This is a genomic window from Phenylobacterium sp. (assembly GCF_036495085.1).
Taxonomy (GTDB): Bacteria; Pseudomonadota; Alphaproteobacteria; order Caulobacterales; family Caulobacteraceae; genus Phenylobacterium.
Map to the genome: position 1 here is coordinate 37,433 of NZ_DASXNL010000012.1, position 19,988 is coordinate 57,420.

23 protein-coding genes are annotated in these 19,988 nt (G+C 66.3%); 8 read left to right on the top strand and 15 right to left on the bottom strand.

Annotated features, from left to right (window positions below; translation table 11 throughout):
* Positions 1-67 precede the first annotated feature (67 nt).
* From radA to VGI62_RS02005, 5 genes are read left to right on the top strand one after another with little or no spacing between them, the layout of a single operon-like run.
* Positions 68-1,438 carry a DNA repair protein RadA gene (gene radA, locus VGI62_RS01985; protein WP_331502712.1) on the top strand — a complete coding sequence of 457 codons (1,371 nt, stop codon included), beginning with the start codon at positions 68-70 and terminating at the stop codon, positions 1,436-1,438.
* Positions 1,435-2,055, top strand: coding sequence for a CvpA family protein (locus tag VGI62_RS01990; protein WP_331502713.1), 621 nt, complete (start codon positions 1,435-1,437; stop codon positions 2,053-2,055). Before radA ends, VGI62_RS01990 begins: the two co-directional genes overlap by 4 nt.
* On the top strand, positions 2,052-3,536 hold the full coding sequence (gene purF / locus VGI62_RS01995) for an amidophosphoribosyltransferase (protein ID WP_331502714.1): 1,485 nt from the start codon (positions 2,052-2,054) through the stop codon (positions 3,534-3,536). The genes VGI62_RS01990 and purF overlap by 4 nt, the downstream gene beginning before the upstream one ends.
* Positions 3,533-4,531 carry a bile acid:sodium symporter family protein gene (locus tag VGI62_RS02000; protein ID WP_331502715.1) on the top strand — a complete coding sequence of 333 codons (999 nt, stop codon included), beginning with the start codon at positions 3,533-3,535 and terminating at the stop codon, positions 4,529-4,531. The genes purF and VGI62_RS02000 overlap by 4 nt, the downstream gene beginning before the upstream one ends.
* An 11-nt stretch (positions 4,532-4,542) precedes the next feature.
* Complete coding sequence (locus VGI62_RS02005; protein WP_331502716.1) at positions 4,543-5,307, top strand: SDR family NAD(P)-dependent oxidoreductase; 765 nt, start codon at positions 4,543-4,545, stop codon at positions 5,305-5,307.
* On the opposite strand, the gene der is transcribed toward VGI62_RS02005, so the two are convergent.
* From der to VGI62_RS02075, 14 genes are all read right to left on the bottom strand, one after another.
* Positions 5,255-6,844, bottom strand: coding sequence for a ribosome biogenesis GTPase Der (der, locus tag VGI62_RS02010; RefSeq protein WP_331502717.1), 1,590 nt, complete (start codon positions 6,842-6,844; stop codon positions 5,255-5,257). The genes VGI62_RS02005 and der overlap by 53 nt on opposite strands.
* A 22-nt stretch (positions 6,845-6,866) precedes the next feature.
* Positions 6,867-8,252 (bottom strand): PQQ-like beta-propeller repeat protein, encoded by a 1,386-nt coding sequence (locus VGI62_RS02015; RefSeq protein WP_331502718.1) that lies wholly within the window; start codon positions 8,250-8,252, stop codon positions 6,867-6,869.
* Positions 8,249-9,028, bottom strand: a complete 780-nt coding sequence (locus VGI62_RS02020) for a tetratricopeptide repeat protein (RefSeq protein WP_331502719.1) — start codon at positions 9,026-9,028, stop codon at positions 8,249-8,251. Before VGI62_RS02020 ends, VGI62_RS02015 begins: the two co-directional genes overlap by 4 nt.
* A gap of 124 nt (positions 9,029-9,152) precedes the next feature.
* On the bottom strand, positions 9,153-9,530 hold the full coding sequence (locus tag VGI62_RS02025; RefSeq protein WP_331502720.1) for a hypothetical protein: 378 nt from the start codon (positions 9,528-9,530) through the stop codon (positions 9,153-9,155).
* Positions 9,523-10,104 (bottom strand): RNA polymerase sigma factor, encoded by a 582-nt coding sequence (locus VGI62_RS02030; protein WP_331502721.1) that lies wholly within the window; start codon positions 10,102-10,104, stop codon positions 9,523-9,525. The genes VGI62_RS02025 and VGI62_RS02030 overlap by 8 nt, the downstream gene beginning before the upstream one ends.
* Positions 10,105-10,131: 27 nt before the next feature.
* On the bottom strand, positions 10,132-10,500 hold the full coding sequence (locus tag VGI62_RS02035) for a DUF6249 domain-containing protein (protein WP_331502735.1): 369 nt from the start codon (positions 10,498-10,500) through the stop codon (positions 10,132-10,134).
* Between the two features lie 125 nt (positions 10,501-10,625).
* Positions 10,626-10,934 (bottom strand): hypothetical protein, encoded by a 309-nt coding sequence (locus tag VGI62_RS02040; RefSeq protein ID WP_331502722.1) that lies wholly within the window; start codon positions 10,932-10,934, stop codon positions 10,626-10,628.
* A complete protein-coding gene (locus VGI62_RS02045) occupies positions 10,921-11,460 on the bottom strand; it encodes an RNA polymerase sigma factor (RefSeq protein WP_331502723.1) in 540 nt (179 codons plus the stop codon). The genes VGI62_RS02040 and VGI62_RS02045 overlap by 14 nt, the downstream gene beginning before the upstream one ends.
* On the bottom strand, positions 11,457-11,927 hold the full coding sequence (locus tag VGI62_RS02050) for a hypothetical protein (RefSeq protein ID WP_331502724.1): 471 nt from the start codon (positions 11,925-11,927) through the stop codon (positions 11,457-11,459). The genes VGI62_RS02045 and VGI62_RS02050 overlap by 4 nt, the downstream gene beginning before the upstream one ends.
* A 115-nt stretch (positions 11,928-12,042) precedes the next feature.
* Positions 12,043-12,261, bottom strand: coding sequence for a hypothetical protein (locus VGI62_RS02055; RefSeq protein ID WP_331502725.1), 219 nt, complete (start codon positions 12,259-12,261; stop codon positions 12,043-12,045).
* 134 nt (positions 12,262-12,395) lie between these two features.
* Entirely contained in the window at positions 12,396-13,256 is an 861-nt protein-coding gene (locus VGI62_RS02060) for a PEPxxWA-CTERM sorting domain-containing protein (protein WP_331502726.1), read from the bottom strand.
* 313 nt (positions 13,257-13,569) lie between these two features.
* Positions 13,570-13,917: an ArsC family reductase gene (locus VGI62_RS02065; protein WP_331502727.1), complete on the bottom strand. Its 348-nt coding sequence runs from the start codon at positions 13,915-13,917 to the stop codon at positions 13,570-13,572.
* Positions 13,918-13,947: 30 nt separating this feature from the next.
* Positions 13,948-14,898 (bottom strand): alpha/beta hydrolase, encoded by a 951-nt coding sequence (locus tag VGI62_RS02070; RefSeq protein ID WP_331502728.1) that lies wholly within the window; start codon positions 14,896-14,898, stop codon positions 13,948-13,950.
* A 206-nt stretch (positions 14,899-15,104) separates the two neighbouring features.
* A complete protein-coding gene (locus VGI62_RS02075) occupies positions 15,105-16,406 on the bottom strand; it encodes a dipeptidase (RefSeq protein WP_331502729.1) in 1,302 nt (433 codons plus the stop codon).
* A 520-nt stretch (positions 16,407-16,926) separates the two neighbouring features.
* On the opposite strand from VGI62_RS02075, the gene VGI62_RS02080 reads away from it, so the two are divergent.
* Both VGI62_RS02080 and VGI62_RS02085 read left to right on the top strand, forming a co-directional pair.
* Complete coding sequence (locus tag VGI62_RS02080; protein ID WP_331502730.1) at positions 16,927-17,262, top strand: hypothetical protein; 336 nt, start codon at positions 16,927-16,929, stop codon at positions 17,260-17,262.
* Entirely contained in the window at positions 17,255-17,524 is a 270-nt protein-coding gene (locus tag VGI62_RS02085; protein ID WP_331502731.1) for a hypothetical protein, read from the top strand. The genes VGI62_RS02080 and VGI62_RS02085 overlap by 8 nt, the downstream gene beginning before the upstream one ends.
* On the opposite strand, the gene VGI62_RS02090 is transcribed toward VGI62_RS02085, so the two are convergent.
* The gene (locus VGI62_RS02090; protein WP_331502732.1) at positions 17,513-18,679 is read right to left on the bottom strand and encodes a serine hydrolase domain-containing protein; all 1,167 of its coding nucleotides are present in this window, start codon (positions 18,677-18,679) and stop codon (positions 17,513-17,515) included. The two genes, VGI62_RS02085 and VGI62_RS02090, sit on opposite strands and share 12 nt — an antisense overlap.
* Before the next feature lie 427 nt (positions 18,680-19,106).
* Between VGI62_RS02090 and VGI62_RS02095 the strand changes: the two genes are divergently transcribed.
* The coding region (locus VGI62_RS02095; RefSeq protein WP_331502733.1) for a TonB-dependent receptor plug domain-containing protein at positions 19,107-19,988 on the top strand (882 nt) is incomplete at its 3' end.

The following is a 19,988-nucleotide window of genomic DNA, read 5'->3' on the forward strand; positions in this document are numbered from 1 at the left end:
GCACAGACGACCCCGGCCTCGGTCGGCTAGACTGCGTCACACCCCGAATCAGGAGCTCATCTGACGAATGGCCCGCGACGGCGCCGTATACGCCTGCCAGTCCTGTGGAGCTGTCCAAACCAAGTGGGCGGGCCAATGCCCGGCTTGCGGCGCATGGAACACCCTGGTCGAGGAGCTGCAGAGCCGTCCGCCGGGCGCGCTCGCGCCTTCCAAGGTCAGCCGCGGTCGCGGCCTCGCCTTCGAGGGGCTGGAGGATGAGACCCCCGCTCCTCTCCGGATTCAGACCGGCGTCGAGGAGTTCGATCGCGTCTGCGGCGGCGGGGTTGTCCCTGGCTCCGCCATCCTGCTGGGCGGCGACCCGGGCGTCGGCAAGTCAACGCTGCTCTTGCAAGTGGCCGCTGAGGCCGCGCGACGCGGGGCCGCCTGCGCCTACATTTCCGGAGAGGAGGCCGTCGAGCAGGTGCGCTCGAGGGCCCAGCGGATGGGCCTCGCAGACGCACCGGTGAAACTCGCCGCCGAAACCTCTCTGCGCGAGATCGTCGACGCGTTGAAACGCGACGCCTTCGATCTTGTGGTGATCGACTCCATCCAGACGATGTGGAGCGACGCCCACGAAGCGGGCCCGGGATCGGTCACGCAGGTCCGCGCCGCGGCGGGCGAACTCGTCCGGCTCGCCAAGAAGCGCGGCGTCGCCATCGTCCTGGTGGGCCATGTCACCAAGGAGGGCACGATAGCCGGGCCCAGGGTCATCGAGCACATGGTCGATGCGGTGCTCTCGTTCGAGGGCGAGCGCGGCTATCCATTCCGCATCCTGCGCGGCGCCAAGAACCGGTTCGGCGCCACGGACGAGATCGGCGTCTTCGAGATGGGCGATGCGGGCTTGGCCGAGGTGAAGAATCCATCGGCTCTGTTCCTCAACACCTCGGGCGAGCGGGCGGCCGGCGCGGCGGTTTTTGCGGGCATCGAGGGCTCGCGCCCGGTGCTTGTCGAGTTCCAGGCGTTGGTTGCGCCGTCGGCCTACGGCACCCCGCGCCGGGCAGTCGTCGGCTGGGATTCAGGGCGCCTGGCCATGGTGCTGGCAGTGCTCGAGGCGCGCTGCGGCCTTTCGTTCGGCGACCGTGACGTCTATCTCAACGTGGCCGGCGGCCTTCGGATCACCGAGCCAGCGGCCGACCTTGCAGCCGCCGCCGCCCTGGCCTCCTCGGCCCTGGATCAGGCTCTGCCGCAGGACTGTGTGGTATTCGGTGAGATCAGCCTCTCGGGCGAGGTCCGATCGGTGAGCCGTATGGAATCCCGTCTGAAGGAGGCCGCCAAGCTGGGCTTCCGCCGCGCGCTTGCTCCCGCCGATCTCGACGGCGGCGCCATGGCGGTGATCGGCGCAGGGCGGCTCGCAGACGCCGTCCGTCGCATCGGCGAGGCAGGCTGGGATCAGCCATGACCCAGTTCGATGTCCTGATCCTGGTCATGCTGGCGATCTCCGCCGCGATCGGCTTCTTCCGCGGCGCGGTGCTGGAGATCGCTTCCGTGGTCGCGCTTGTCGCCGCCGCCGTTCTGGCGATCTACTGCGTACCGATGACCGCGCCCCTGGCGCGCCGGCTCTTCCATCCAGACTGGCTTGGCGGCGTCGTGGCGCTGGTTGGGGTGTTCATATTAGCCTACCTGGTGCTGCGACTGATTGGCGCGGCCATTGCGCGCCGTATCCAGGAAACCCAGTTCCTTGGCGCGCTGGATCGCAGCGTGGGACTGGCGATCGGCCTCGCTCGGGGCCTTATCGTACTGGGCGCGCTCAACCTGATGTTCAACGCCGCCACGCCGACCGACCTGCGACCGCATTGGATTGTGGGCGCGACCACATGGCCGTTGGCCCAGAACATGGGCCGATTGTTGAGCGCCGTGGCGCCGCGGGGGCTCGATGTCGCCTTGCGCATCAAGCCGGCCTTCGACCGGGCCATGCACAGCAGCACGCGCGATGCTCTTGATGACAGATTGAAGTCAGAAGGCTACGACGCGCGCCAACGCGACGAGATCGAAGACCTGGTGGAGAAGTCCCGATGAGCACTCACGAGTGGTCACCTCCCCAACGGGACCCGCTCGACGATTCCCCTCGGCTGGAATGCGGGGTGTTCGGCGTCTTCGACACGGCCGAGGCCGCAGGTCTTACGGCCATCGGGCTCCACGCACTGCAGCATCGCGGCCAGGAAGCCTGCGGCATCGCCTGCTTCGATGGCCAGCGCTTCCATACCGAACGGCACATGGGCCACGTGGGCGAAGCTTTCGGCGGCGTCGACCTGACCGAGCGCCTGCCGGGCCGCTTCGCCATCGGCCATACACGGTATTCCACCGCCGGTGGGTCGTTCATCCGCAATGTGCAGCCGATGTTCGCCGACATGGAAGCCGGCGGCGTGGCCCTCGCGCACAACGGCAACCTGACGAACTTCCTGACACTGCGCGATCAGCTGGTCGCCAACGGCGTGATCTTCCAGTCGACCTCGGATTCCGAGGTGATCCTTCATCTGATCGCACGGTCGCGGAAGATCCGCTTCGTCGACCGCTTTATCGACGCCTTGTCTCAGATCGAGGGCGGCTATGCGCTGGTGGCCCTGACGAACAAGAAACTGATCGGCGTGCGCGACCCACTGGGCATCCGGCCCCTGGTGCTGGGCGATCTCGATGGAAAGCCGATCCTGGCCTCAGAGACCTGCGCCCTCGACATCATCGGGGCGAAGTTCGTACGCGATATCGAACACGGCGAGATGGTCGTGATCGATGCCGGAGGCGTTCAGAGCGTGAAGCCGTTCCCGGCCAAGCAAGCCCGCCCCTGCATCTTCGAATACGTCTACTTCGCGCGGCCGGATTCCGTGGTGAACGGCCGCTCGGTCTATGACGTGCGCAAACGCATGGGCCAACGCCTGGCGCAGGAAAGCGGCGTCGAGGCCGATGTGGTGGTCCCGGTGCCGGACTCCGGTGTGCCCGCCGCGCTTGGCTTCGCCCAGGAGGCCGGCCTCCCCTTCGAAATGGGGATCATCCGCAATCACTATGTGGGGCGCACCTTCATCCAGCCGACCCAGGCGACACGCGAAAGCAGCGTTCGCATGAAGCTTTCGCCCAACCGCTCGGTGCTCGCCGGCAAGCGGGTCATGCTGATCGACGACTCCATTGTACGCGGCACAAACTCCGTGCGGGTGGTGCGCATGGTGCGTGAAGCCGGGGCCGCGGAGGTGCACCTGCGCTCGGCTTCGCCGCCGATCAAGTGGCCGGACTTCTACGGAATCGACATGCCGGATCGCGAAAAGCTGCTCGCCGCCAACCACTCTGTCGAGGAGATCGCCAAGATCCTCGATGTGGATTCGATGGGCTACCTGTCGGTCGAAGGCCTCTATTGGGCGATGGACGCCGCACCTCGCGACCCCGCCTGCCCGCAATTCACCGACCACTACTTCACGGGCGATTATCCGACGCGCCTCCTGGACCGGGAGATCGCCGAGGGCCGCAATGAGGCCTCCGAGCGCCAGCTGTCGTTTCTGGTCGACGCGTGAAGCCAAAGGCTTCCGGCGGGCTCCTGGGCCGCCTGAAGGTCGACAAATACCTCCTGCTGATCATCGCCATGGTGGTCGTCGCCTCGTTCCTGCCGGCCCGAGGCGAGGTGGGGATCTGGTTCGGCTGGGCCACCAAGGTCGCCATCGGCCTGGTCTTCTTCCTTCACGGAGCGCGGCTGTCACGCGAGGCGGTGATCCGAGGGCTGACCCACTGGCGGCTGCATCTGCTGGTGCTGGCCATGACCTTCGCGCTCTTCCCCGTGCTCTGTCTGGGCCTGGCCGCCCTGCCTGCATGGATCACCCCTCCAGCGCTGGCCGGCGGCATTGTCTTCCTGGGCTGCTTGCCCTCGACCATTCAGTCCTCCATCGGCTTCACTGTTATCGCCAGGGGCAACGTCGCGGCCGCCGTCGCAGCTGCGTCGGCCTCGAACTTGTTGGGCATTGTGCTGACTCCGGTCCTGGTAGGGGCGCTGATGCACGCCAACGGCGCGATCTCGGCCAACTCGGCCTGGACAATCGTGCTCCAGTTGCTTGCGCCCTTCCTGGCGGGTCAGGTCCTGCGGCGTTGGATCGGCCGCTGGGTGTCGGCCCATGCAAAACTGGTGCAGGTCGTCGACCGCGGATCGATCCTGCTGGTCGTATACACCGCCTTCTCCGGCGCGGTTGTCGGCGGAGTCTGGTCGCGGATCGGCGCGCTGGACCTTGCGCGTCTGCTTGTGCTCTGCGTCGTGCTGCTGGGCGCGGTCCTCACGGCAACCTTCTTCACCGCGCGCGCCCTGGGGTTCGCCAAGCCTGACGAGATCGCCATCCTGTTCTGCGGCTCGAAGAAGAGCCTGGCGAGCGGCGTACCGATGGCGGGCGTCCTATTCCCCGCCGCCACCGCCGGCCTGGTGCTGCTGCCGCTGATGCTGTTCCACCAGATCCAGCTGATGGCCTGTGCAGTGATCGCCCAGCACTACGCAAAGCGGGCAGACTTGGAACCCGTGAGCGGCTAGGAAGCGGCCCCATGTCGACTTCGAATCCTCCCTCCGCCCAATCCCTGTCCGGCAAGATCGCCCTCGTCACCGGCGCGAGCCGCGGAATCGGCCGGGCCTCTGCGCTCGCCCTGGCGAGGGCCGGCGCACATGTCGTAGCCGTCGCTCGCACCGAAGGCGGGCTGACTGAGCTCGACGATGAGATCCGCGCCGCCACCGGCCAACCCGCGACCCTCGTCCCACTCGACATCGCCGACGGTGACGCCCTCGACCAACTGGGCCTTGCGCTGCACCAGCGGTTCGGCCGCCTGGATGTCCTGGTCCACGCCGCCGCCACCCTCGGCCCGATGACGCCGGTGAGCCATATCGAGCCGAAGCATTGGGATCGGGTCGTGGCCGTGAACCTGACCGCGACCTACCGCCTGATCCGCACCACGGAGCCATTGCTGCGCGCTTCCGACGCCGCTCGGGCGATCTTCCTCACCTCCGGCCGCGTCGCGCGCCCGAAGGCCTTCTGGGGTCCCTACGGGGTCACCAAGGCCGGGATGGAACACATGGTTCGCACGTGGGCCGATGAGCTTGAGCAGACGAGGATCCGGGCCGTCCTGCTCGACCCGAACACCATGCGCACCAAGATGCGGGCCGAGGCCATGCCCGGTGAGGATCCCGCGACCGTCACCGACCCGGCGGAGATCGGACCGCTGATCGTCGAACTGGCGCAGGCCGACCTCGGCCAACCCACCTCTAGCGTGGTCTTCGCCCGCTGGAAGGCGGACGGGACGCTCGTTTCGGTTTGACCCCAGGTCGGGCGAGCTTCGCCGCCCGACCGCGCGGGGCGCCGGCCTTGGCCGATTTCGGACCCTTGGGCTTGCCGAACGGCTTGGGCTTGCCCGCAGCGCCCGCCTTGGCCCGGGTGGCCGCCGCGATCCTGGTCTTTGCCTTGAGCCCGGTCGTCGGCAGGCCGAACGGGGCGCTGGGCGAGCCCTGGCCGGCCTTCTCCTCGCCCTCGGCGTAGGGGTTCTTGTTCGACTTCACCGTCACCCTGATCGGCACGCCCGGGAGGTCGAAACTCTCGCGGATCGAGTTGATCAGATAGCGCCGGTAACTCTCCGGAAGCTGGTCGGCGCGGCTCGCGAACAGGACGAACGTCGGCGGACGCGACTTAGTCTGGGCCATGTACTTAGGCTTGATCCGGCGGCCGTTCACTGCCGGCGGCGGATGGCGCTCAGTGGCCATCTTCAGCCAGTCGTTGAGGTCGCGGGTCTTGACCTTGGTCGACCAGTCGCCATGGGTCTTGAAGACCGCCGGCATCAGCTTCTCGAGGCCGCGCCCGGTTTCGGCCGACAGTGCGATGATCGGGGCGCCGCGCACTTGCGGCAACTGGCGCTGGGCCTCATCGATGATCTCCGCAAGCCGGGCCTGCGGATCCTCCACCAGGTCCCATTTGGCCAGCACGAAGACCAGGCCCCGGCCCTCGCGCTCGACCAGGTCGGCGATCTGCAAGTCCTGAATCTCGAAGGGGTGAGTGGCGTCCATCACCACGATCACGATCTCTGCGAAGGTGATGGCCCGGATGGAATCATGGGTGGAGAGCTTTTCCAGCTTCTCCTGGACCTTGGCCTTGCGCCGAAGGCCTGCGGTGTCGACCAGGCGCACGGCCCGATCGTCCCAGGTCCAGTCCACGGGGATCGCGTCGCGGGTGATGCCGGCCTCCGGGCCGGTCAGCATGCGATCCTCGCCGATCAGCTTGTTGACCAGCGTTGATTTGCCCGCATTCGGCCGTCCGACGATCGCGATCTTCACCGACTTGTCGCCGTCGTGTTCGGCATGATCGCTCTGATCGGGGGCGACGGAGATCAGCGCCGCATAGAGGTCGGCCATGCCCTCCCCATGCTCGGCGGAGATCGGAACCGGTTCCCCCAGCCCCAGGCCAAAGGCTTCCAGTATGCCCTGATCGCCGGCCTTGCCCTCGGCCTTGTTGGCGGCCAGCACGACAGGCATGTCTCGCCGGCGCAGGATCTCGGCAAAGATCTCGTCGATGGGCGTCACGCCGTCGCGGCTGTCGATGACGAAGAGGGCGACGTCGGCCTCGTCGATGGCAAGCTCGGTCTGGGCGCGCATCCGAGCCTCGAGGCTCTCGTCTGTGAGGTCCTCGAAGCCCGCGGTGTCGATCAGCTCAAGGTCGAGGTCGCCGATTCGGCCGGTGCCGAAACGGCGGTCGCGGGTCACGCCCGGCTGGTCGTCGACGATGGCGAGCTTGCGCCCGGCCAGCCGATTGAACAGCGTGGACTTGCCGACGTTGGGACGCCCGACGATCGCGAGTTTCAGCGCCATGGCGTCAGCATAGGCCCAAAGCTCAGCGGAGTGCGATCAGCTGGGCGTTGTCCAGGACCACAAAGATGGTGTTATCGGCCTCGATGGGGCCGATCAGGGCGGGAGCGCCAAGATCCATCTTGTGTTCGACCTCTCCGGTCTTTGCGTTGAGCGCGAGCAACTGACCGGTCGAGCTGACCACGATCAGGCGGTTGTCCACCAGGATAGGACCCGACCAGATAGGCTTGGTCACCTTCTTCCCGCCAATGCCCCAGAAGCCGCCCTTGCGCTTAACGACGTACCCCGTGTTCAGGTCGTGCATCCAATAGATCTGACCGCTTTCACGAGCGACACAGATCAAATGGCCATCGACCGAGGTGACATACACCACGTCGCCGATCGGCAGCGGTGAGGTGATGCCCACAACGGGCAGACTCCAGCGAGCCTGGCCGGTGCGCAGGTCGGTCGCCGCGAACACGCCGGAGTGGCTGACCGCGAAGACGTCGCCCTGGTAGATCACCGGCCGACCAGCGATGTCGCGAATCTCGGAGAGCGCGCTCGTTCGGCTGGCGCGGGAAAGCGCCTCGTTCCAGAGGTCGTTGCCGTTTGCGGCGCGCAGCGCCACCAGTTCGCCGGAGCCGAAGGAGGCCACGACTGTGTCACCAGACACCGCCGGGCTCGAAGACGACAGGATGCGCGCCGATTCCGACAGCGCCTGATAGGTCCAGCCGGGCGCGCCGGTGGCGGCGTCAAACGTCAGCAGGGTGTTGTCCAGCGCAACCGCCATCACCCGGCCGCCGTAAACGGTCGGCGCGCCATGGATCGGCTGTTCGGTACGGGCGCGCCAGCCGACATGGCCGGTGGCGGCGTCGATCTGCGCAACCAGCCTGAAGCCTGAGGTCATGTAAAGCTTGCCGCCGGCATAGGCCAAGCCGCCGCCAAAGCCCTCGCGGTCGCGCTTGTTGTCGGTCGGGCGCATGTTCACGCGCCAGACCTCGGCGCCTGTCCGCGCGTCATGGGCCGTCACCGTGGCCATGGCGTCCATCGTGAACACCCTGTCGCCCGCGGCGACCGGCGGCGCAGTGATCAGCTCGCCCGCTTTCGAGGCCATGCCGATGCTACGTCGCCAGGCGATGGTGAGGTTCGGCGAAGCGTTGATGTTGCCCGTCGACTGCTCGGCGGTGCCCCCTGGCAACGGCCAGTCCTTCATCTCCGACGGCGGCGGCAGGGCGAAGTCCACGCCCTTCAACGCCTCGGCCGGCTCCAGTTTCTGGTCAGAGGCGAGAATGGAGATGCGTTCGCCCTCGGAGGCGACCTCCTTCGGGCTGTTGCCTTTGAACGGGTTGAACCGATCGATCGTCGAACAGCCGCTCGCGCCAAGCGCGGCGACCAAAAGGACGGCGAGTACAGTCGTGCGGCTGGATGTCATTGCGGGGCAGGCGCCTGCATTTGGCTCTGGGGCGCAAGGCCCATGGGCACGCCACCAGGCGCGACGATCATCGGCGGAGGCAGGCTGAGCGCCGCCTTCACTGCGGCGGGCACGGCCTTGGCCGAGCCGGTGTCGATCAGGTCGACCGCCGCCTTGGCCCGCTGGCGAGCGGTGTCAGGTGCGTCCAGGGATTGGGAGATCACCACGAAGTCGCCGCGGGCGCCTGCGGTGTCGCCCTTCATCAGCTTAGCGAACGCCAGCGCCTCGCGCGCCTGCACCCGATAGGGATGGCCGTCTTTCATTAGCGGCGACAAACGCCCCTCCACTTCCGAGAAGGGAGCGGTGTCGAGGATCGCGAAGGCAGATTTGAGGCGTGCGGCGTCGCCCAGCAGATCGTCGGGCGAGGCGGCGGCGGCCTGGTCGAAGAGCGCGACCGCGGCCTTGACGTCCTCTGGTTTGGAGCTGGCGATCTTCAGTCCGCCGAGTTGCATCAGCGCCAGCGACTTATAGGCCTTGGACCCAGACTTGGCGGTCTCACCCCACAACTTCTCCGCCGCGGCGCTGTCGCCTTGCGCCTGCGCGCTCAGCGCGGCGGCGTACTGTTCCGAGGCCTTGTCGGTGATCTGCTGTTGGTATTGCTGCCAGGCCCACACGCCGAGCGCGATAGCCAGCGCAGCGGCCGCCAGGGCGAGCACCCACGGCCAGGCCCGGCGCGCAAGCGTCCGGTATCGGTCAGAGCGAAGCTGCTCCTCGACCTCTTCAAACAGATCGGTCAATCGGGGACTCCGGACAGAATTCAAGCGCCGCGCTTCAGAGGCGGGGAACCTATAGCGCGCCGTCGCGCGCCGCAACCGATCCTCCCGCCTGGCGACGCCCCCGCCAGGTGTGGCAAAATAGGCCTCAGATCTCGCCGATCACCCGGGTCAGCACGAAGCCCATCATGACGACAGCCATCGCCGCGGCCACCCAAACGACGACACCAGCGCTCGAGACCGCCGCCATCCAATCGGTCCCTGTCGAGATGTGATTGATGCTGGTCGACAGCAGGCGAGCGGAGTCTCCGGCGGTCTCCACGCGCTGGAAGACATTGGACAACATCAGCTGGCTTGCACCGATCACCCCACCGACAACGCCGGCGGCCCCGATCAACCAGCGCCTTGCCGTCCAGCCGGCATCCAGTCGACGCTCCACACGCTCGGCGAAAGCCCCTGCATCTGGAAGCTCCGGAGCCTCGGAGAAGAGGCGCTCCAGGCGGCGCTCGAACTCGAGATCAACCATTGCCGCGCCTCCCTTCAAGAACAGCGCCGTCGTCCGGCGCCAGTCGCGTCCTGAGTTTATCCAGACCACGTTTGACATGGGATTTGACCGTTCCAAGCGGCAGGTTCAAGGCCTCCGCCGCTTCACTGTGAGAAAGGCCTGCGCCAAAGCACATTGTCACGCAGAGCCGCTCCGCCGGGGCTATGGCCTGCAAAGCCCCCTCCAGATCAATGACCGCATCAGCGTCGCCGCGGCGCGGAGCCTCGTCCTCCGCGGCCTCGGCCGTCATCGCGCCCAGCCGACGCTCGCGTTGCAGCCGGCGAAGATAAAGCCTGGCCGCGATCTTTTTCACCCAGCCCGCGAAGGTGCCCTCCCCGCGAAACTCCGCGATCCGTTCGAAAGCGGCGAGGAAGGCGTCTTGGGCCGTATCGTCAGCTTCCGCGCCCTGCGCGCCCATGCGGCGTAGGACGCCCCGGACGGCCGATCCATGACGGCGCACAAGCTCCCCGAAGGCGCTGCGTTCACCTGTCGCCGCGAGGCTGCAAAGCTCCACGTCGTGCAGACTGGCGAACCTTGAATGATCTGAGCCCGGCATGGGCGGTTTCCCCGGCCTTTGTCAGTCTCAGGCCTTGGTCCGATTGATGAGGCCGAGCACGATGAAGGCCAGGCCGATGAAACCCGGGAAGGCTGCGCAGGCCACGAGCGGGAACACCGCGTCGGGTTCCTCGAAGCCAAGCGCGATGCCGAAGGCGGCGAGCCCGATGGCCACGCCCATCCAGATGATACCGATCCGCAGGTCGCGGCCCGGCGATGGCGGCATGCGCATCGTGCGAACATTGCTCGACATGGCGTCGACCACTTCCGTCGGCAGCGGCTGACCCTTTTCAATCGCAAGCCGGAGGGTTTCCTGGAGCTTCTGCCGCTCCTTGCTGCGCAGGTACGCCGGCACCAGCACCAGCGCAGCCACCAGCATGAAGGGGCTGAGCGGCACCAAGATCCATATAAAGTCCACCGGTATTCTCCGTTCTCGATCGTCGTCGGACCGTTCCAGCCCGTCTGATGGGAAAGAGGCCTAGGACACCGCCGTCAGATGCAACCTCCAGCGTGAAATCTTGGTCATGATTCCAGACCCAGCGCCGAACGGGCGCGGCCGCCGAGGATCATCGCTGCGCAAGCCGCCACGCCCAGAGCACCAAGCGCGGGCGCCAGGCCCTGGGAAAGCGCCACCAGCGCCGGCTGCAGACCTGGCCAGAGCGCCCAGAGCGCGCCGCCGCCAACGAGGCTTGCCGCCGAGAGCAGCGCCACGTCCTCCTGGAAGCGGCGGCGCATGACCTTCTCCATCACCGCTGTCGAGAACACCGGATCGCGGGCCGGCGGTTCGTCCGCGGCGAAGAGACCCTTCAAATGGTCATCAGCTTGCGTCATCGCACACTCCCAACGCCTGCAAGAGCCGCGCGCGCCCCCGCGATACATGACTTTTCACCGTGCCCAGGGGCATGTCGAGCGCCTCGGCAGCCTCAGCGTGGCTGAAGTCCGCCGCCAGGCAAAGCGCGACGCACGCCCGTTGTTCCGTCGGGAGATCGGCCATCGCCGCTTCCAGGCTGAGACGGTCCTCGGGCGCGGCATCCGACACCACGGCCCGGTCCTCTTCGTAGCGCGCGCCGCGCGCTCGTTCGCGGCCCGAGGCGCGCATCGCGCTCAGATGTTTGTTGTAGCCGATGCCGCATAGCCAGGCCCGCACGCTGGCGCCGGACCTCAACCTGCCGATCCGCGACCAGGCCGCCAGGAATGTCTCCTGCGCCAGGTCGTCGGCGGTCGCCCAGTTGCCGCAGGCGCGGCGCAGGAACGCGCGCAACGCCTGCTGGTGCCGCTCCACGAGCCGCGAAAAAGCTTCGCTCGATCCGCCCTGAGCGGCGGCGACCAATGCTTCATCGAGGCTCGCCGGGCTCATCTGTCCCGATGGCTGGACGATGAAAGGACGGCGAAGATCAGGTTGCCGAGTGCGACGATGGTCAGGATGATCGCCACCATTCGGAAGGGGCCGTACGTCCCTGGCCAGTCAGACCACTCAGAAGCCCACCAGAAGCCGGCGGCGATCGCGCCCGTCACGAACACGCTGCGCCACTGCCAATAGGGGCCCCAGCGGTAGTAGTGCCGGTAGGCGCGGCGCATGTGGCGCGGGCTCATCCAATAGTTGCCATAGCCCGGGTAATAACCGCCTGGGGCCTCGCCCGGCATGTCGTCGGCCACCCCCCTGATCAGTTCCGGCGGCGGCTCCTTGCCCTGCGCGGCATAGGACTTCAGCAGGTCAAGATGATCGCGGCTGCGCCTGTAGGCCAGCCATCTGTCCCAGGCCCCGAAGACGAAGGCGCCGATCGGAAAGAGCAGCCACCAGTAGCTGCGGAAGATGTCTTCCATGAGCACAAGCTCCCTGAACCCTTAGCGGGCGGATGCCACGAGTTCCGCCTTGCCCCTAGTCGCCGCGGACCTTGCGATCGGATGCAGGCGAGAAGCCTAGTCCCCGGCTGTCCCCCTATCCACGCTCCCGATCGACGACGTAGCGGGCGAAGACGTACGTCGCGGCGACCTGGCCGGGATCGGCCGGTCGACGGATCGGGCCGCCTTCGCCCTTGCGCAGGCCCACCGCGCGCCGCTTCGGGTCGAGCGCCGCCCGCATCCACGCCGTGCCGGATCTTTTGAAGGCCGCCCCGGCCGCAAGCACATGCGACATCCGGCGGAAGAGGCGACCCAAATGGCCTGCCGTGCGACGAAATCCCGGCCGGCCTACACACTCAACCGAGTCATGCTGGTCATTGCCTCTCCGAAGGAGGCCTGGTTTTGGAGGCCCGCCAAGGCGCCTGCAATTCGCCGACGACGGCGGATGGCTTAGGCGACCTGGCCCGCCCCCCGACGCCGGCGCAGGACCGCGCCCATCGCGCCGAAGCCCATGATCAACATCGCCCAGCTGCTCGGCTCGGGCACCGTACCGATCAGCGAGAAGGCGGCGTTGAACGGGCCCTGGTGAGTGATGTCGGTTCCGACCCGCAGCCAGTTGGGCTGCAGCGCTTCATTGCGGATCCAGGTCTGAAGATCGGCGTTGAATGGCGTTCCAGGCGCAACGATCGGCTTAGGGGCCGAAAGCCAAAGGAAGTTATCGACTGGATCTGACAATTCCACCTGCGGGACGAAGAAATATTGCCCGGCAAGCAGGTCCTGGGGAACACTGAACGAGAAGCTGAACTGCACCTCTTCGCCAGTCCCCGGCCCCTCCCCGCCGGTGAACACACCCGGCAGCGGGTGGATGCCGGTGACGACGGTGTTCGCTACCGTAAACGACGTCGCCGGAATGCTTATAGAGGCGGTCAGGGTGTGGGCCGCGGTGCTGAATTCCGAGAAGGCGACATCGGCAGGTGAGTTCGCCCGCGCGGGCACGGCTCCCGATGGGGGCACGGTCGAGTCAAGCGGGAACACTCGGTAAAACTCGACGCTGATGTTCGTGATTTCGCTCAGCGGTACGGCCGTCCCGGTGAGGATGCCGGTGAACGAGCCTCCGATCAGCCGGGTATTGTTGGCGAGCACGAAGTCGTCGCCGGTTTCCGGTTCGCCGGGTCCGCCAGACGCCGTCGCGATCCTGCCGTCCGGATTGCCGGTGCTGAAAAAGAAGGGCGACGCGGCGGAGGCTGAGTTCGACAAGCCGACGACCGCGGCCGCCATCATCCCCGGGAACACAAAACGCCAGACACGCATAGGCCTCGCCCTTTCGTGGTCTGCTCAATCTCAACGGGGGTACAAGCGGCGCAATCCAATCGCCGTCGCCCTCATCGACCCTGGGTACGCGAGATACGCTCTTGGTGTCCGAATTACCCTATGACTTCATGTATTATTGAGTCAAACAGCTTTTCCGAATTTGAACTTTACTATAACCGCGCCATAACAATAGGACCGCATAGGCCGGAAGCGAGACTATACGTGGGTATCGTACCGCAGCTTCACGCTCCAGCTAAGCTTGAAATCTAGCTGATTGCTGAAGATGCGATCCCCAAGGCTATTGATTTCCGCCTCAAACGAAGTTGGCGGCGTAAAGTTCCGGCTTGAAACCGACGATCAGCTTGCCGCCAACCTCGAGCACGGGCCGCTTGATCATCGAAGGCTGAGCCAGCATCAGGTCGGTGGCCTTAGCCTGATCGAGGCACTGTTTCTCGGCGTCAGGCAATTTCTTGAAGGTCGTGCCGGCGCGATTGAGCAGGACTTCCCAACCAACTTCCCGCGCCCAGCCCTCAAGCATCGCGCGTGACACGCCCTCCTTCTTGTAGTCGTGGAACCCGTAGGCGACGCCGTGCTGGTCCAGCCAGCTCCACGCCTTCTTCATCGTGTCGCAATTGCGAATGCCATGGAGGGTCACCGCCACTGTCGTTCTCCTTACCGAGGCGCCTGGCCCCTACGGATGCCCCAAGAAGCGGTTGATCTCCGCAGCGACGCCCGGCGCGTCCTCCCAGAACGGGTTGTGGCCGAGTTGTTCGAAGACCTTCACCGTGGCGGCGGGCAAGCCTTCACGTAGGGTTTCGCGCCCTTCCATGTCGATGATCTGGTCCTTGCCGCCCCAGATCAGGAGCGTCGGAGCCTTGAGTTTGGGGAGGGTCGCTTGCAGGTCCACGCCCTCCAGGCCCTGATCGAGGACCGCCAGCCATACCTTCACCGGGATCTTCGCGGCGTCCTGACGTTGGCGTTGAATGAACGCCTCATCCACCGGCGTCGGCGACGACCACCAGGCGACCATGAACGGCGAATCCGGGTCGATCGGGTCCCTCAGCTTCACAATTGCGGAGCGGAAGTCGAAGGCAGGCGGCGCCGGGGCGGTAGAAACTCCCGTCTTCGCCGCCTTTCGCGGGCCTCCGGTCGAGGATACCAGCACCACGCGGGCGGTCCGTTCGGGCCACAGCTCGGCGAACGTCTGGGTAATGATGCTTCCCAGTGAATGGCCGACGATGTCCGCCTTGTCGATTTTCAGGGCGTCGAGCAGAAGCTTGATGTCGTAGGCGAAATCGACGCGCGTGTAACAGCACTCCGGCTTGCCCGATCCTCCATGCCCGCGGATGTCGACGATGATCAGGCGAAACGACTTGTCGAGGTAGGGCGTTAGCGGCCACCAGTCGCGTGCGTTGTCGGTATAGCCGTGGATCAGCACGACGGGCCGACCTTTGGGGTTTCCCATCTCGACATAGGCCAGCCGCAGACCGTTCGGCAGCACCACCGATTTCTTCTGCGCATCGAAGGCGTCCAGGCTGGCGATCGTCGCAGCCGGCGTGGCCGGCGCGGCGCGGGATGGGGCGGCCGCCGCCATGGCCAGCGCCGCAAGAGCGCCGCATCCCAAAAGCCTCAAGCCACGCATCAACACGCCCCAACCCCTACCGCATAGATTCCGGCGGCGACTTTGCCGTCGGCGCCCGTGCTAATCAACGCGTCTTGCGGGCAGCGCAGCTCGGGCATCATGACCACCGACCCGAGCCCGTGCGGAGAGCTGCCGAGTGACCATGTCTCGCACTGGCACGACGGCTTGCGGGATCGACGGTCGGCGGCTGACCGGAGTTTGGGAGACTACTTTTTCGTCCCATCAAGCTCTGCGATCGTGGCCTCAGACGGCTGCGTCGCCTGCAGACGCTTCGCCGTCGCCTCGGTCTCTCGCAGCGCGCGCAACAGGTTGCCGCCGGCCAGTTTGCCCAGGTCCTCGTCCGACCACCCGCGGCGGGCAAGCTCGGCCAGCAGCGCCGGGTATTTGTCGACACCTTCCAGGCCCTCCACCGTGTCGCCGATGCCATCGAAGTCGGAGCCTATGCCCACGCAGTCCGCGCCGCAGATCTTGCGAATGTGCTCGATGTGGTCGGCGACCATAGGAATGGTCACGCGGGGCATGGGATGGGCGGCTTCCCAGGCGGTCATTGCGGCCTTGCGGTTACCCGGCTGGCCCGTCCACAGGTTGGCCATGCGCGCCGTCTCCGCGGCCTGATCAGCGTTCCAACGACGCCGGGCGTCGGAGACATACCCGGTGGCGAAGTTGGCCATCACCACCCCCCGGTTCTTGGCCACCATGGCCAGGATATCGTCGGGCACGTTGCGGGGATGGTCACTCACCGCCCGAGCGCCGGAATGTGAGAAGATCACCGGCGCCTGGCTGGTCTCCAGGGCCGCGCGCATGGTCTCGGTCGAGACATGGCTCAGGTCCACCAGCATCCCCAACCGGTTCATCTCGCCCACCACGGCCTTGCCGTAGGCCGTCAGCCCGTGGTGTTTCGGATCATCAGTGGCCGAGTCAGCGAAGTCGTTGTTGGTGAAGTGGGCCAGCGTCATGTAGCGCGCGCCGAGCGCATAGTAGGCGCGCAGCACCGCCATGGAATCGTCGATCTGGTGGCCGCCTTCGACGCCGATCAGGGAGGCGATGCGGCCCTCCTGGTGCAGACGCACGATGTCGTCGGCGGTGTAGGCCATGCCGAGATCGGCCGGATAGCGGGCGGCCAGCCGCTTGACGATGTCGATCTGCTCGATGGTGGTCTCGACCGCCGCCGGGCCGGTGATAGTGACCGGGATGTAGACCGACCAGAATTGGCCGCCGACCCCGCCGGCGTGCAGGCGCGGGATATCGGTCATCAGCCCGAACGGCCCTTCGCCGCCCGGCGCCTGCGGCTGGCGGCTGAGGTCGGACTTGAAGTCAAAGGTTCCGGTCTTCTGGGCGAAGCGCTCACGCACCTCCCACGGGAAATCGTTGTGGCCGTCGATCAGCGGCGTGGCCTTCAGAACCCGGGCGACGCGGGCCTTGATTTCGGAGTCGGAGGGCGCCGCCGAGGCTGTGGCCGCCGTCAGGGCGAAAATGCTCGCCGCCGCGGCAAGAAGAATCGCGCGCATATAAGGCCCCCCTTGGCTTCGCCGTCAGCCTGCGACGGGGATCACCCCGGTGTCCACCCCAAGCGCCCTCGAGCGCCGCCTATTCGCCGAGCCCCGGCGGCAATCGAAGCCGCTTGGTCAAATCCGCAGACCTTTGCTCCACCATCAAGACTTGCGACCTGAAGGTGAGAAGTGATCCATGCAGGACGTCGCTCTTGAACCTGGGGCGCGATTTGCACCGCCTACCATGAAGGCGGTTGCCCAAGAGATCCTCAGCGGCTAGAGCGAGCGCGTCAGCAGAGATCCTTCGTCGCCATGCGCAACTGCGTCAAACGTCTCGCCTCCGCCGCCGCCGGGTCACCCGCGGTCGCGGGCGTGTGCGCGACGATGATGGCCATTATTACCCCCCCCTCAGAAGCGGGGCGAACCAGCGCGAGTTAACACCTCCGGCGGATCGCAAGATCAGAACCCCGCTTCCGAAAGGCAGCGGGGTTTTTTCATGCGCGCACCGCCGGTTCTCATTTCAACAGAGGACCGATCCATGCCCCCTACGAACTGTGACCCCTGTTCGCCGGCGATCCGAAGGACCGCCCGCCGATTCGTTGCGGATCTGGCCGCCGAGGCCGTTCTGACTGTCGTCGCCAGGACGGAAGCGGTGCTCAGCGCCGACGACGAGGCCTCGCCGTTCGAGGTGGATGAAGCCCTCGCGCGAGCCTGGCCGGCTGTCGGGATCTGCCCTCGGCAAGAGGTGATCTGGGCGACCGCGGGAAACGATCCCGGGGGCGTGAGGCTCAGAGCCTTCGATGCAGCCGGGCGGGTGTTGCTGAGCCGCACCTACCGCGCGGCCGTCGAGCGTAAAGGCGAGCGCCGTGTATGAGCCAAGCCGCCGCTACGCCTTTTTGATCGAGGCCCAAGACGCCCCGGATGTCCTCGTGCGCGTGTTGACCCTGTTCGCCGTCCAGCCCCTCACCCTGGCGCAGGTGGCCATGACCACCAGGGACGGTGACTGCACCATCCGCGTCGAGGCCGACGGCCTAAGCGCGCAGCGGGCCGAGGTCCTGCTGCAGCGCCTCCAGGGCCTGGCGATCGTGCGGAGCGTTGGCCTGGCCTGGCGCGGCCTGGCGGCCCTAGCCGGCTAGGCCAGCAGTCCGCAACGCCTTTTGGATATCGCCAGGCGCCGCCATGAACCCCGCGGGAGGCTTGGTTCCACCATCGGCGTTGATGATCATGGCGATCGTCAATCCGTCGTCGGTCAGCGTCTCCAGGTTGGAGGCAAAACCCTGGATGTTGCCGCCGTGGGAAACCGCCTTGTGGCCATCGATCGGATTGAGGCTGATCCCGAAGCCGTAGCGCACGGCCACCTTTTCGCCCTTGCGGTTCTGCTGCATCGGCAGGGAGCCGTCGTTGAGCGTGGCAGGTGTCAGCATCTGAGTCAGCATGGCGGGCTGCAAGAGCTTGCCGCCGAGCAGGCCGGCGTGCCAGGCACAGAGGTCTTCACACGTCGAACGGATCGCCCCGGCGCCGCCCGGGTAGGTCATCGACGTGAACGAGGCGTTGACGAAGCCGCTCGGGGCGCTTTGGTCGTTGCTGTACCCGTTGGCGCGATTGGGGACGACGTCGGCGGCGGAATCCACGGCGGTGCGCGTAAGGCCTAGCGGACCGAAGATGCGGGTCTGCAGAATCTCGCGGTAGGGCCGGTCTGCGGCCTTCTCCATCACCAGGCCCAGCAGTACGAAACCGTTGTTGGAATAGCGGTAGCTCGTACCCGGTTCGAACACGAGCTTGGTGCTGGAGGCGCGCATCGCGTCCAGCATCTCAGCCGAATTCCGATCGGTACGGGCATCCTGCCAGACTCGCTCAGGCGGGGTCGTGGCGGTGTAGTTCCCCAGACCCGCAGTGTGGCTGAGCATCCGCCGCATCGTCAGCTGATCGGCGTTGGGAAAGTCGGGAAAGTACCGCGACAGCTTGTCGTCCAACGAAACCTTGCCGTCCTGCACCAGAAGGAGAAAGCCGGCGGCGGTGAACTGTTTGCTCACCGAGCCGATCCTCAAGATCGTGGTGGGGGTCATGGGGCTGGCCCACTCAAGGTTCGCCTTGCCGAACCCCTCGGAGAAGACCACCGCGCCCTTGCGCCGAACTGCGACCTGAACGCCCGGCACGAAGCGGTCGGCGACCATCTTCCGCGCGGTGGTCCGGACATTGGACCAGGCGCCGCCCGGCTTTGCCGCGGCGACTGCCGATCCGGCGGTCAAGGCCAACAGGGCCCCCAGCGATGCGCGTCGACTCAATTCCATCTGCCGTCCCCTGCCCTCTTGGTCGGGGCAGTTTCACGCAACCGGACATGTCGCGCAACAATGCGTTTCAGATCGGGAAAAACTTGGAAAATGCGCGCCGTCACTATAGAGACGCCGACTGCCCGCGGAGACGGAAGAACGGGCTCACCCCTGGCGGCGCCGACGTCACAGCCCCCTCGAATCAAGCGTCGACGCCCCCGAATCGGCGCAGACCGGAAAGTGGCCGAGGCCCCCGCACGCTGTTCAATCAGCATAGATGCGGAAGCGCTCAATTCCCCACCCGCAGCCTTTTCCGAATGAGAAACATGTTGACTACAGTTCGGTGACGGACCTAGGTTTTTTACAGTGTAGTTTCCCAATCATGAAACTATTAGAGAATTAGCAACCACGCGGCGCCGCCGCGTGGCGCACCTGGGGGTTCATGCCGATGTCGCCACGTTTCAAGTTGTCCGAGACTCTTGCGTTGGGAAGCAGCGTCATCGCGCTCACCGCCGCCTTGGCGAGCGGCGCCTCGGCCCAGACCGCGGCCGCGGCGGCCGTGACGGCGGACCAGACCGCCGCGGTGGGCGAGCTCGTGGTGACCGGCTCCCTCATCCAGCGCGCCGGCTTCGACGCGCCGACGCCGACCACGGTGGTCAGCGGCCTCGAGCTGCTCCAGGGCGACCGCCCGAACATCGCGTTGGTCCTGAACGATCTGCCGCAGTTCCGTGCGACCTCGACCCCGGCGACGACGGTCGCCAACACCAATAACAGCGCCTCGACGGCCGACCTGCGCGGCCTGGGCTCAAACCGCACCCTCACCCTGCTCAATGGTCACCGGTTCGCCGGCAGCGGCGACCTGAACACCGTCCCGCAAGACATCATCAAGAAGGTGGACGTCGTCACCGGCGGCGCCTCTGCGACCTGGGGCTCGGGCGCGGTCTCGGGGGTGGTCAACATCATCCTCGACGACAATTTCACCGGCCTCGAGGTCGGCGCCGACGGCGGCGGGTCCGCCCGGAGCGATGCGAAGCGCTACGGCTTCAACGGCGCCTACGGCACGAATTTCCTCGAAGACCGCGGCCACTTCATGATCGCGGGCGAATACCTCAAGGACGAAGGGGCCTTCGATCGCCCCAGCCGCCCGCAGTTGCTCGCGCAGATCTTCCAGGACAGCACCGGCCAGCTCAGCCTGCAAACCCCGGTCAACTACACCATCATCAACACCGGCGGCGTGATCATCGGCGGCAAGGCCAACCAGCAGGTCTTCAATCACGACGGCTCGTTGAGCCCGCTGGTGTTGGGATCCCCCACCGCCGGCAACTTCACC